Consider the following 14,324-nt stretch of genomic DNA (forward strand, 5'->3'; position numbering starts at 1 on the left):
ATTACTCGAAGTAAAAAGGAACGCAGGTTTGTTGGAGAATCTGATTAATACTTAAAATTCAAATTTTAAAAGAGTATAAGATAAAAAAATTATTTATGTCTTTACAAATAATAAAATAGGCTAAAGAGTGGTGTGGAATTGGAATTTTATGCCGCTTTTTAGTGTTTCTATGTATAATATAAGTATATTTAATAATTTGAGTGTAAAAAGTGATAAACCATTAAGGGGGACTTGATTGCAATGTATATTTCGAATATAAGTATAACTAATTATAAAAACTTTCGTTCCAACTTGATAGATTTTAATAACGGTATAAATGTTATTATTGGACATAATAATGCTGGTAAATCAAATTTATTACGAGCATTAGCGTTAATTTTTAACTCTAATAGTAAAAAGCATTTATCAATTGATGACTTTAACAAAAACATCTCAATAGAAGAGTTAAAGGAAAATCCCCCTAGTATTAAAATAACTGCTACTTTAAAGCAAGACGATTGTGAAGAATTAATGGGTGACGACTTAGTGACTGTAAGCAATTGGCTAACTAAGTTAGAAGAACCTTATGAAGCGAAACTACAGTATGAATTCTATCTCCCAACTAAATTTCATGAAAAGTATAGGAAAGTAGTAGCTGAATCGAAAGAGACATTTGAAATATGGCAATTAATTCAAGATGAATTTCTTAGACTTTATACATATAAAATTTTTGGGGGAGACCCTACTAATCAAATAACTGCCGATAGTGAATCGCTAAACAAGTTTGATTTTCAATTTTTAGATGCAATAAGAGATGTCGAAAGAGATATGTTTAGTGGAAAGAACACATTATTAAAGAATGTTTTAGATTTCTTTATGGACTATAACATAAAAGCTGATAACTCTTTAGCGAAGGAGCAAAAAGAAGCTGAAATTAAAATTAAAAGGAAAGAATTTGGAGAGTTTGCTGGGAATTTAATTACACTATTGAACGAGCGAATGAAAGAGGGGAAAAAGCATATTCTATCATATGCTAATGATATTGGTGCTTCATTTGATAAATCTACTCCTAACTTTGATGGTAGCATAACAGATATCGAACTTTATTCTGCTTTGAAATTAATAGTTGAATATGAAACAGGTATTAAGATGCCTATTATTAATAATGGACTTGGATACAATAATTTAATATTTATGTCGCTATTACTTTCAAAAATGCAGGTTGATGCAAATGAGGAGTATTTTGGTAGTAATGCCAAGGTATATCCGATGTTGGTTATTGAAGAACCTGAAGCGCATTTACATCCTACAATGCAAAGGCAGTTATTAAATTTTCTAAGAAGAAATTTAAATAATAAAAAGGTTAGACAAATCTTTGTTACTACACACTCTACTCATATAACGGGTGCGGTGAATTTAGATGAATTAATATGTATTTATAAAAATGATAGTGAGACTTTAATTGGCTATCCTGGGAAGTCTTTCAATGAAAATGAAGAGAGTAAAAAATATGTGCAGAGATTTTTAGATGCTACTAAATCTAATATGCTATTTGCTGAAAAAATCATTTTAGTAGAAGGATTAGCAGAACAGCTATTAATGTCAATATTTGCTGAATATCTTGATGTTTCTTTAGAAAATAATCACATTGCAGTAATTAATGTGGGGGGGAAATATTTTGATCATTTTCTAAAACTATTTGACGTTTCTAATCCATACTCTATAAAAAGAAAAGTAGCATGTATAACAGATAGAGATCCTGAACGAAAACGCATTATCTCTAGCGATAATGCGAAAAAAAAGTCATTTAAAAAGTGTTATCCGTTTGAAATGTTTATAGATGAAACAGAGTATGAGTATAAAATAAGTGAAGAGATGAATGGTTATTCTGAAAATATCAAGTTCTTTTTACAAGATAAAAAGTTTGGAAAAACATTAGAGTACGATTTGATTTGTTTTAATCCTATTTTTAAGGAGCTAGTTACAGAGTCTACAGCTAATAGAGATGAGATTTTTGAGTTAATGGATCAATATAGTAATAGTAAATCGTTAGGCTTAATGCTTGAAACTTTAAATGTCTCTAAAGAAAACAAAAGGATTGGACAATCTTTAACAGACGATCGCTTAACCTGGACAGATAAAGATAGAAAAAAAGCATTAATTGCTGCAAGATATCTAAATTCAGTAGGAAAAGGAGTTAATGCATTAGAATTAGCTTATGTGCTTGAGGAAAATTTGTTGAAAAAGAGAAATACTGACGAAAAAGAAAATGTTAAATTTAAAGAATTTAATATACCTGACTATATTAAAGCGGCGATAGAATGGATGTGTGAAGAATGATTGCTATTTCTTCTGAAGATACAATACATATTGAGCAGCATTTTAAGATTACAGCGGGACCAGGTGCGGGTAAAACTTACTGGCTAATAAATCATATCAGAAATGTACTGGGGAATTCAGAAAGATTAGAAAAGACACGTAAAGTAGCATGTATAACATATACTAATGTAGCTGTAGAAACCATTTTAAATAGATTAGGTTCACAATCCATTAATCAAGTAGAAGTTTCAACTATTCATAGCTTTTTATACGGGCATGTAGTTAAACCATACATTACTTATATAGCAGAATTATTTGGAATAGAATATCAATTATTAAAAGGACACGATAAAATCGAACCAAAATATGGTAAAGTTAAATCTTGGTTAGAAAATCATTCTAAGAACGAAGAATTAAAGCATCCTTATACAATAAACCAATTGCTAAATAGACAACAGAACAAAGAGGCGTTATTCAATTGGTTATCGGGTATTAAATATACATTTAACAGTAATCAAAAATTAGATTTAAGAGGTGAAGAAGGTGATGCGAGACAATTGCGTAAGGTAGTTAAAATTCTAGAAACGGATTTACTAAATTATAAAAAATTATATTGGCAAGAAGGAAAAATTGATCATGACGATGTGCTATATTTTAGTTATGAATTGATTATGAGATATCCATTTATTTTAAAAGTATTACGTGCTAAATTCCCCTATTTTTTTATAGATGAATTTCAAGACACTAATCCGATTCAAGCTAAGATAATATCTTTATTAGCAGAAGAAGAAACTATAATAGGGGTAATTGGAGATCCTGCACAGTCAATATACTCATTCCAAGGGGCTAGTATAGAAGAGTACTTTAAATTTAAAATTAATAATTTAAATGAATATACTATTGCTGAAAATAGAAGAAGTTCTAATCAAATAATTGATTTATTAAATACAATTAGAGCAGATATTGAACAAACCAAAGTTAGAAATGTAGACCTTAAAAGACCTGTTTTATTTGTAGGAAATAATGTAGATGCATTTAATAAAACACAAGAGATGATCGGTGATGGTAATTTTATTCAAACTTTGTCTAGAGATAATCCTACTGCTAACTCAATGAAGTTTTTGGTAGATAATAGTGGTTTAAATACAAAACTTTTGGCTGAATTAGCTTTAAAAGATAGTAATATTAAAAGGTATAGTATTATAAAAAATTCAATGGAAGCTTTAGAATTGGCTAAACAAAATGACTATAAAAATGCCATAAAAATAATGACTACTAATTTTAGTGGCTATTCAGAAAAAGAGCAAATTAACAAATCTATATTAATTTTACAAAAATTAATCAGCTTAAAAGAGACATTTTTTGAGGAACCCTTAATGCTATTTTATAAATTAGTTGGAGAAGATATTGAAATGTCAAGTTTTAGAAATGGTACTATTCAAGATTTTTACAATAAATATTCTTATAAAGACATAGCATTGTGTATAAATTATAAAGAAGATATTAGTCAGCATAGGACTATTCATAAGTCTAAAGGTGATGAATTTGAAAATGTTTTATTGATTACCGAGACGATTGAATTTTTAATTAATCCAAACTTAGCAGAAGAGGAGGAACAGCGAATTTATTATGTAGGTATAAGTAGAGCGATGGATAGTCTATTTATAGTAACACCTAAGTTATCAAAGAAAAACCGAGGTATAATTGAAACCAAATTTAATTTTGAAATAATAGATTTAGAAAAAGAACCACAATTAATTTAAGGTTTAATTTACTCAATACGTTGTAAGAATAAAGGGATTGAGTGTGATTATTCAGCTTTTGAAATTAAACAAATTTAATCTGCTACTATTAATTACTTTAATAAAAGGTGAATAGATATAGGGAAAATGCAGTATGAAGTGGATTGATAAAGCATACAATAAATATTTCTACTTTATTTATCTTTCTTGAATTTCTTTATATAGGGGTCACCATACATCGCCAGCAAATTAATAAATATATTTTTACCCAAAACGAAAAAATGAACTGAATTCTCATAAAAACTGTAGAGATATAAAATTTTCGTTTTGGGGATATTTCAAAATTTTAGCTTGATGAGTATGATGTCCCCCTAAATATAATACATAATCAATAAGTTTAAATACCTCTTGCTTGTTTAGCTATTAATTTGGCATCTTCCTGTGCCACATCTACATAGAAATGAATAACATAAGCTTTAACTTCTTCTAATGATGTTTTATGAACTTTATAAAAGGCTTTAATTCCTTTCATATCATCAGGATTGGAAAAATCAGTAATCTCGCCTGTTTTTTCAACAGCGAATTTTCCAGTTGTTCGATTGGATACAATTTTTCGATAACCAGCCCAAGTATGTGTAGGGTTTGAAGAAATTCCCCAGTTGATAACAAAGTGAAGATTTACTCTTGTCGTATCATAGCCAAATATTTTCTGGGTATGAACTTCAATGTTTTTTGTATCAACATGTTTTAATACTAAAGCTTCAATTAATGATAAAGGATTTCCTTTTGATTCATATAAGATACCGTCACGTTCTCCTACTCCACCATGCCCATCCTTTGGATCACTTGCTGTATACCCTCCCCTGTCTTGCCCTTTTATTGTCCACCGAAGTTCTCTAATTTTTTCTTCGAAAATTTTTAGGAATACATCAGTATATCGGTCTTCGTCTAAAGCTCCAGCTACTCCTGTGGCTAAGGTAGGAAGTAAACTGCAAACAGTTCGGCAGGAATCAGCGATACGACCGATAAGAAATTTTTTGAGGTCCATATCTTGGTTCAATGTATATAATTTTACTTGGGTGTCTGGTGTCGAATTCTGTAGATGAAACATTGCTAAGGAAAAATTGTTAAAATGTTGTGGTGTTAATTCAACTTTCAATAATTCTATTACACCTTCAATTTCTCCATACTTATCTTGTAATATTTTTCGTAAATCATGAGCCTTATCTTCTTCTCCTTGGCTAGCATAGGCGTTAACGGCATATGAACCAATTATAAGGCTGAAGCGGAGTTCTTCTTCGAGTGACCAGTACAAAGACCAAAAGTTAGACCAATCATTAAGGAGTAGAAAAAGAAATAACTGATTTTCTGTATAATTTTTTTTGATGCTAGACCATTCATTTGGTGAGAAGTTGCGAAAGAGTTTCTCACCAAGATTCAATATTTCACGTAATTCTTTCTTTTTCTCAGAAGTTATTTTGTCATCTAATTCTAAGGTACTATAGGTAACACATGCAGTAAAATAATTTATTATAAAGCTGATATTATTCGGTTCTTCTTTTCTAAGATTATGAAATATATCAATAGCTTTTTTGACATCTCCTGAAGTTTTTTTTGATAAAAAAACTAAGCCTTTATAAAAATCAAGTTCTAATTTGGCGGATTTTGAATGTGAAATTCTATTCGGAATTTGCATATCTAGAATACTTTGAAAGTGATTTGCAAAAAACAATCCCTTTAGGCGCCATGAAAATGACCAGTTTATCCAATCACGAATATTTTTGTTACTAGCTAGTTCATCGTATTTTTGAAGTAATTCAAATGCTTTGGTAATTAAAGTTGGCTGTTGTGATTCAATAAATGAACTAATGGTTTGCTGAGCATCTAGCAAGTTTTCTCTTTCGTCGGATAAACTCTCAATTTTAGCCATAATCTGAGAATAAACTTTTTCGTTACTTGATAGTACCTTGATTAGAAGGGATAATCGTCCACGATTATTTGTTGTTTTTAAAATTTGTATTATTAGTCTTTCTTTTAGGTTTTCTGGTAGATGAGAACATACGTCAATTATCAATTTGTACAGTGATTCCTGTGTTTGGGACGTTCCAAAAATTTCATGAGTAAGAGAAAAGATGTCCACGTATCCTCTCATGGTATCCTCACGTTGGTATTCTAATAATTGCTCTAATACGTTAACTAAATCAATTAGACATTCATCCGTTTCAGTATGTTTCCAGTTTATTATTAAGTTACAGATAAGTTGTAGATGCAAGCGAAGCTTATAAATATAATTTATTTTATTGTCTCTACTTACGTGATGGAAACAATAAATGAACCTTGAAAATAAACCTTTATCTGTTTGAAAGAGATAATCAATAAAATGTACCCATGCTACGCTCATTTCTTCGAAATAAATTTTGTTAATTGGCTGGAGACTAAGTAATGAATCAGTATATCCCTTTTGTAGAATGAAAACACAATGGTTCAAATTATCTTTGAAAATGTTAGGTTCAGTTTCCTTAATAGGAATTTTATTGAAGTTTTTGACAATCCATAACATTACATAATATTCGCAAGAATAAAGCGGAAGCTTAGAATTCTCTAAATCACCATATATCATAGGGGATAGAACAGGTAATATATTTGGAAGAATTTGATCTTGATCATTTTCGTCAGTCAACTCTTCAATTAACTTTAAAAAGGATGAATACCGATAGTTAGCTAATCGTACTTCTATTTCATTTTGCCCCCTAAAAGATTGAGCTTCTTTTTTTGATTGGAATAGCCACTTGGTAACATTCCATAGTTTTAAACTTGCTTCCTTGGAATCTAACTGTTTAAATGTATGTCCAAAGAATATTAAGCCGATATTCCACCATTCTTTTTTTAGTGTTTCTTCTTCTATTTTTTCTAAAAGATTCAAATTTGGGGTGAAAGAGGCTAATAAAATTAATCCCCAATCTAAATGTTTTGAAGAAGATAGCATTAAGGGAATCCACTCTGGATGATATTCGGTTACAGTATAATAGATTATATGGTAAAAATATGGGCGTTGCTCCGCAGCAAAAAGAAGCTGATCCAATAGTAGTGAAGGGGTGAGAGAATCAAAACCACTTTTTAGTTCCGATCTAATGAGAAATCCAAGTAGCCACGCGATCCTATCACGAGCATCATTGACATGTATAGTATGCTCATTAATGTCATCCAAAACCCAGGACAAGCGATCAGGAAAAAGTTTATTTGAAGGATCATATACAGTTTCGGGTTTATAAAATGGCTGTTTCTCTAATTCCCTTTTAATGGATTCCTCTTTCCATCCAATTATATCTTTTTCAGATGTAATTCGTTCCATAATGGCCTTAATAAATGAATTAAGTTCTTGTTTGTTTAAATAATCAAGAAAATGAATACTAGCTTCTCGGGATAATTCAAAATAGTTTATCCACCATGTAAGACGCTCTAGCGGATTTGATGGGCCACAATGACCTTCACTCCAAAGTCTTGCTAGAACTTTGTTGGCATTAGCACTATATAAAATGTGTGACAGATTTAGAGTATATTGTTTTTCTTCCTGAATAATAATTTCTTTCTTGAGTAGTTCAGCAAGTTCAGGTGTGTTAGGATATTGAATTTTATGCGTTTCTAATATGTGCTGAAATTGTTTTATTAATATAAAACGTTCATCAGGATACGGAATACTGTTTAAAAATTCAAAGAAACCTTTGAGATGGGATTCGATTTGGATATTACCTATTCGAGCCTCGTGAGGAAGATACCAACGATCCCAAACTACACGTATCCATTGATCCATAACAAGTTCGTCCCATTGAATTTTAGAGGATGGAACTTGTTTAGAATATATTTCGAGTAGTTGCGGTACATTATTTACACTACGTTGGTCAGGAGATACTTCACTATGCTGTAATATTTTTAAATAAAAAAGATCTATCCCCCAATCGTTTGAGGAAACCTCTCTCTCATATAAGCCACGATCAATAGAAGAGTGAGCATATGGTGTTAATTTGTTTTTAAAGTATTCAAGAGCATCGTTTTGGGTATGAGTAAGACTTAATTCAATAAAGTTTTTCATAGTTCTCCTTCCATAATCATCCTATGTATTTATACTATATTTTAAATTAATAATAGCAAACTTGCAAAACTGGAGTATTACTGAGTGTATGAAGTATTCAGTATAGCCTTCTAGTATTCTTAAAAAAAGGTTAGGTGATTTATTGAAGTTTATACAAGAAAAAAATTAATTAAGTTGTAAGGAATATATTAATCAAATAGGTTAGAGTGTAGGACAGAAAATTGATGAGCTCCCCATTTAAGGATCTTAAAGGCGAGCAATATATTATTAATTATGGAGAATAAATAGCTGTCATTTTTAGTAGCATCAATGAATAATAATACTATGACTAATGTAATAGGGATTATCTTATATTACTATCCATCAACCTCAAAGTACCAAATCGTCCATAACGAAAATTCCATGGATTTGAAGGAGGTTTGCTCATCTAATTTTGATATACATAAGGGGGATTAGGATTATGGAAAGACCAATTTTTATTGAGAAGTATACAACGGATTGAGCACTACACTTTAGAGAAGAACAAGGGCTTCTAAAAGGTATAATGGGAGATATAGCTATTACAATTGGAGTTATAATTTAAAAGAAGTAGATAGGTTTATTGAACTTAAAAAAAGATTGCATATGAATATGTCTTTCATAAAGAGTTTCCAAACCGTAGGTTTTTAGAAAAGGATTATGGTGGGAGGGGAAGCCTAGAATGTTATTTTTATGGCCCACTACTTACATATTTTTCTTTGTTCTTTAATTATGTCTAAAATGAGACAAATGTTACTACGGAAAAAGCCAAAAAAATCAAGTCAATATAAAGCTATTTACATGATTTAAAATCATCTGTATTAGGTGTATGGAGCTCGCTATAAAGGTATTTTAGAAAAGAATCCATTTTGAAAAAATGGATTCTTTTCTTGTTTTGTACATCTTCTGTATTATTTTTCATTGAAAAAATCAGGAAACATATCTTGTAGTTTGTTGATAGGCTCCTCTATATTATTTTTTTCTGAGGATTCTATTGAATCTTTAGAAGTTTCGAATAGAGTTTTAAAATTTGATAGGCTACTGTTTTTATCAATACTAGCGTTGAAATCTAAAAGATTGTCTTTGAGTCCTGTTTTTTCTTGTAAGTGAGGAAAAGAACTAGAAATAATTAATTGATCGTAAAGATTTTTATAATGTTCAACTTGTATTTTAAGCTTTTTAATTTGTAAATCTTTTTCAGCAGCAATTTGCTTTATATGGATAACTTTTTGTTCATCTTTTTTTAGGATATGGAGTTCTTCATATAATTTAATAAACATTGTTTCAAATTCATGAAGTGCATTAATAATTTTAGGTGTATTACCCTTATAAATTTCAAAAATTTGTTCTATGTTTGGAAAATAAACCTCATCCTCTTCGTTTACACCAATTGTTCGATAAATAGGTTTATTTAATTCAGCTATTGTTTTTTCTAATCTTCTTTTCCAAGTGTTTCTCCCAATGCTGGTCTCTTTTTCAAGAAGAGAGTAGGTTAAATGTACGTGACCTAATCTGTTTTTAACTTCTAATGCGAGTTCTTTTAATTCCTGATCAGTAAATATTCTAGGCCGCCCTGAGCTTTTTTGTTTTCCTTTTAGCATTAGTTTTTTCACTCCTCTATAAATTTTGCATCAATAATAGCTTTGTGGTCCATATATTTTAATAGTTGTCTAGAATGTTTAGTTAGAAGAGATTCATGGTAATTCAATTGTTCATTTGACTTAGATAAACTAAATTTTTTAATAGAATCAAGATGTTCATTGATTCTATTTTCTAAGTCCCTTGAGTATGATTCTAACCACTTAATCGCCTCGTCATATTCATCAATAGACGGATTGAAAAAGTAATGATTAACACATATTCTACAATCCTCAACGCAATTATTAGGGAAATTTTTATCAGTGCAGTAGCCATAATCAACTTTCTGGTACTGGTCTGCGTTTTTAGGTGAATATAAGATTCTGTTATCAAAAATCTTTCTTTTAGTTCCCAAAAAGCCACCAGACATTTTGTTTTGAGCTTGTTTCTCAACTATAGTTTGTGTAAGTCTATATACATATGATTGAGCAAATAATTTGGCGTGAGAATAATAGTTTGACGCATGTTGTATAGTTGTTTGTCCAGCTAATCTGGCGATGGATAAAACATTAAATCCTTGTAAGAACATATTAATGATTGCAAAATGCCTTGTATCACCTGGAGAAATCTTATCTAAAGAGTGCTGTGAATACATCTGTTCAACTATTTCGCTATAAAAGTTCTTCATTAAAGTTTGAAATTGATGCTTTAAAATTCTATTTGAGGATCTCTTAATACTTCTAGAAAAAAACTGACAATAAAATTCTTGTGGGAATAGATTATCTGTATGAATGTTATACGTATCCAACACATATTGAAAATCTTTAATTGCTTTAGATATATCATCAGTAATAAGAATATGTTGAAAATATTCTTGTTGTTTGGGGCTATCGAACTTTTGTTTAGATCTTGGAATAACAATCCATGTTTTACCATCATTTTTTTCATGTAGACAATTATATTTCATTCTTAAAAATTCATTGGGTCTCATGGGAATAATATTTGTAATAGTCCACCATAAAATTACAGGATAATATTTATGGTATTTAGGTAGGACTATCTTATATTTAAAATCATTAATTATTTCATCAAAAAGCAGAACATGATAAAAATTAGGAAGATCTCTATTTTTCCATTTAGGTGAAGGGAATGAGTCACATATTTCTATGTATTTTTCATGTCCTGGCAATGGTGAAAATTTCAAAAACTCTTTTAGTACAAGTGCAAATGTCGAAGCCCAAGGTTTGCTGAGACTAGAAAGTAATTTTTCGAATTGATCTGTGGAGGTTACTCCCTCGGTTGCTAAAATTATTTTCTTGAGTATATTGAAATCGGTTTCTATAGTTGAAGGTGAGATACCTGAAGCACGCCGTAATAAAAGATAGCATTTAATAATGGTGCATAATTTTTTATGTGAAAACAATTTATGAAACGGCAGCTTAAAAGGTGTATTTTGGATGTTACATGGAATAAGCCATTCATCATCATCAAAAGATTTTGCCATTATATATTCATTGATAAGTAAATCGTTAAATATATTTTCGAATTTGGATACATTAAGATCGTTATAAGTTATAGATTCAGTAACGGCTATTGGTGTGTTTCCCATATTTATTACCTTTTTTAATTGCATAATATAAATCCTTTACATAGTATTTTTTTATAAAAGTAAACGTTGTTTAACTTTCTCTAATATTTTTGTTTTTTCTTTTAAAGGAAGAAATGAATTGACGACATCAATACCAAAAGCTTTAATTGCTTCGTCAATTAACAAAATAATATTGAGAAGAAAAAACGAATCCCTTTTTCTAATAGCATCATATTTGGTGTTCTCTAATGAACTTGTTAATCTTTTAAGTTCACTAATTGCTTCAATTAACACCATTTTTTCAGGGATAAAATACTCACAAGAATAACATGTTTTTAGATTTTTTCTTTTACAATTAGGGTATACAAGACATTGGCCCGCTTTTTCTTTAGAAGGCATTTGATTTGTAAATAATTTTATTGCAAGTGTTTTTAGTTCTTCAATTGGAAGATGCTTGATTTCATCTATAACACGGTTTTTATTAGTATGAAGATTTTGTAAAAGGATTGCCCATTTTTCTAGTTCCATAGGTGAAATAGAATTACGTAGTTCTTTAATAGTATTGGTGCGTTCTTCAATTGTTTGTCCATTTTGTATATCCTCTTTTAATCTAAGTAAAATATAGTTGTATAACCACCCAAACATACCGCGATTTAACAAGTTTACTGAGACTCTATTTATGCTGCCATCTTTATTTTTTGCTTGAATGTAAATAGCAGTTGTATCTGAATTTTTGTGTGATCTAGTGTTTTTTGTAATTTCTAGGGCTAAATCAGCATCTTCACCATCTTCTTCTAAGATTGAATAAAAAAGATAAGTCATGGTACTTCTATTCATGACTAAACAGTCAAAATCTTTTAATTGAGGAGAGGGATTAAAAAAGTTTAAATGCTGATCCTTTCCAGATACTCTGGCGGATACAATTTTTTTGCCAAAAAAGAAAGTACCAAGTATACGAGAGTTTTCAGGAAGGGCAGTGTAATTTTGTATATTTCTCTTATGAAGTTCAGAAATGACAAGTGAATGCGCTAAGCTTTCTATTAAGTTTGGAGATACATAGAAGTTATAAAGTACAGAAACTTTATTTGCTACTGCATTTCGAAGTTTAATATAAAGCTGGTTAATAATACTTTGTGATTCTTCCATGGTTAATTTATTGGTTTTGAACCAAGATAACTTGTCTGCTCTTATAGAATCCAGTTCTATAGAAGGGAATTCATGGACGATATCTATTCCTCTCCAATTATTGGTGAGAAGAATTGTTGTGTATGTCCACATATTCGCATAGTATCTACATGTAGTAGCGTGAGTAATATGCATTTCAATGTTTTGAACATGAGTATAATACTGGTGATAAATTTCAAATGAGTATATATTTTTTTCTGAATAAGCACTATCTTTTTTTTCGTAGTAGTACAAATATTTTTTTTCTCTATTTCTTCCATTTTGATTATCACAATATGATAAAAATTGAACGAAATTTTTTTTTAGTTCATTAGATAAGGATCTATTGGAAAGAAAAAACTCTATTTTAGCATTTGAAGTAGTCCATATTTCCTCATGGAAATAAGAAAGCATTCTATCATATAAGTTAATAAAGTTTAATGTATATCCTCTTAAGGAGAATGGTCTTGCATTGCTGGAATTAATCTTGATTTCCACCCATTTTTTATAAAGAGATGATGTTTTTATTAAACCACTGGGAGGGGGATGGTTATTAAAATGTTTTAATAAGTCTTCTAAAGCTTTATGTGTATCGTAAATAGTATCTAGTACATATTGTAGACTTTCTAAATACTTATTTGCATTTTTGATAGGGATAAAGTACCTATTATTTTTTTTTATAGCACCTTGCAATAGGCCTTTTTTAATATCTAAACGTAGTTTATCGAATGTAAATCCTGAAATAGAGCGTAGGGTATCCAAATCGTAATGGTCAATTAAATGTAGCATTTTCGTTTTAGGATTATAGTAGTATTCTTTTTGGAAATTATCTATATCAGTTTTTGATACTAGCCAATGGTAGCCACCAGATGCAGGCACTTTTTTTGAATTAGGGAAGTAGTCTTTTAAAAGCCCTCTTAGCCAAATTGGTGGAGCTTGTAGTTTTTCTGAAGCTTGTTTAACAGTTAAAAAATGTGTCATATGTTTGTTCTTTTCTTGTTCCTGCGTTTCAATATCAACATATGTGTAATATCCTTTTTCAGTAAAATAATTTAATAACTGGGTGAATTCGTTTTTATGAAAATAGTATTTATTTAGATGCAGTACATGATTTAGTATTCGCTTTGTATGTATTAGATGTCGGATTGAGCAATCAGTCACATAAACTCCATGTTTTTTAAGTTGACTTATTAGGTCTTGAATAGAAAGAAATTCTGTAGGGTTATATTTATCTATATAACCAATCTCTTTTTTTATTAGTGACAAATGAGACTTTAGAAAAAATATATCTCTTTTAGAATGAGGGAGTTTAAAGGTGTTGATTTTATTTTTACATATGTATCTGTGAATTGAATTTTTGGATAGCCCTAATTCTAGGCTAAGTTCGTTAATTGTATAGTAATCCTCAATTTTTTGTGAAGGAATATTTGTATTCGAGTGTTCGGAATAGTAAAGCTTTAGTGTTTTTATTTCTTCTTTATGAATATAAAGGTTATTTTTGAATTTCATATATCTTTTTATTAATCCAGTGGAAACTTTTTCGTGAATCCACGATGTTCCTCGAATACACAAACCGTCTTTTTTTAAAACTTCAAATATTTCATATGTTGTTAGATAGGAGCTTCTATCATCAATAGGATGTAGGTTAGCCTTTTCTTTTGTTTTTTCTATCTCGTCTATATGGATATATATACGTCCTTTAATGTTTTTTATATTTGAAATAAGCCCTCTTTTAATATATTTATAAGCTGTAGCTTCGTGAATTCCTAGTGATTTACTAAATTCCAGTACAGTTATGTATTGGAGTTCACTATTATTTTCAGTAGACATTTGTTCACCTCTTTTT

The 14,324-nt window shown here is 29.7% G+C and carries 6 protein-coding genes; 2 read left to right on the plus strand and 4 right to left on the minus strand.

The window, feature by feature from the left end; all coding sequences use genetic code 11:
* Positions 1 to 240 precede the first annotated feature (240 nt).
* Together NHG49_RS11275 and NHG49_RS11280 are read left to right on the plus strand one after the other, a co-directional pair.
* Entirely contained in the window at positions 241 to 2,319 is a 2,079-nt protein-coding gene (locus NHG49_RS11275; protein WP_098817550.1) for an ATP-dependent nuclease, read from the plus strand.
* Positions 2,316 to 4,061 (plus strand): ATP-dependent helicase, encoded by a 1,746-nt coding sequence (locus NHG49_RS11280; RefSeq protein ID WP_098817551.1) that lies wholly within the window; start codon positions 2,316 to 2,318, stop codon positions 4,059 to 4,061. Before NHG49_RS11275 ends, NHG49_RS11280 begins: the two co-directional genes overlap by 4 nt.
* A 376-nt stretch (positions 4,062 to 4,437) precedes the next feature.
* On the opposite strand, the gene NHG49_RS11285 is transcribed toward NHG49_RS11280, so the two are convergent.
* The 4 genes from NHG49_RS11285 to NHG49_RS11300 all read right to left on the minus strand — a co-directional run bounded on the left by NHG49_RS11285 (position 4,438) and on the right by NHG49_RS11300 (position 14,308).
* A complete protein-coding gene (locus NHG49_RS11285; protein WP_258126001.1) occupies positions 4,438 to 8,130 on the minus strand; it encodes a hypothetical protein in 3,693 nt (1,230 codons plus the stop codon).
* A 929-nt stretch (positions 8,131 to 9,059) separates the two neighbouring features.
* Positions 9,060 to 9,749, minus strand: a complete 690-nt coding sequence (locus NHG49_RS11290) for a hypothetical protein (protein WP_242290207.1) — start codon at positions 9,747 to 9,749, stop codon at positions 9,060 to 9,062.
* 8 nt (positions 9,750 to 9,757) lie between these two features.
* Positions 9,758 to 11,359: a site-specific integrase gene (locus tag NHG49_RS11295; RefSeq protein ID WP_098817553.1), complete on the minus strand. Its 1,602-nt coding sequence runs from the start codon at positions 11,357 to 11,359 to the stop codon at positions 9,758 to 9,760.
* 27 nt (positions 11,360 to 11,386) lie between these two features.
* On the minus strand, positions 11,387 to 14,308 hold the full coding sequence (locus tag NHG49_RS11300; RefSeq protein WP_258126003.1) for a helix-turn-helix domain-containing protein: 2,922 nt from the start codon (positions 14,306 to 14,308) through the stop codon (positions 11,387 to 11,389).
* Positions 14,309 to 14,324: the final 16 nt, after the last annotated feature.

The sequence above is a fragment of the Bacillus sp. IBL03825 genome (genome assembly GCF_024712505.1).
Taxonomy (GTDB): Bacteria; Bacillota; Bacilli; order Bacillales; family Bacillaceae_G; genus Bacillus_A; species Bacillus_A wiedmannii.

What these genes read in the sequence shown, in the direction of transcription:
- NHG49_RS11275 (WP_098817550.1), top strand. Translation starts at nt 241, where the DNA reads ATGTATATTTCGAATATAAGTATAACTAATTATAAAAACTTTCGTTCC.
- NHG49_RS11285 (WP_258126001.1), bottom strand. Translation starts at nt 8,130, where the DNA reads ATGAAAAACTTTATTGAATTAAGTCTTACTCATACCCAAAACGATGCT.
- NHG49_RS11280 (WP_098817551.1), top strand. Translation starts at nt 2,316, where the DNA reads ATGATTGCTATTTCTTCTGAAGATACAATACATATTGAGCAGCATTTT.
- NHG49_RS11300 (WP_258126003.1), bottom strand. Translation starts at nt 14,308, where the DNA reads ATGTCTACTGAAAATAATAGTGAACTCCAATACATAACTGTACTGGAA.
- NHG49_RS11290 (WP_242290207.1), bottom strand. Translation starts at nt 9,749, where the DNA reads ATGCTAAAAGGAAAACAAAAAAGCTCAGGGCGGCCTAGAATATTTACT.
- NHG49_RS11295 (WP_098817553.1), bottom strand. Translation starts at nt 11,359, where the DNA reads ATGCAATTAAAAAAGGTAATAAATATGGGAAACACACCAATAGCCGTT.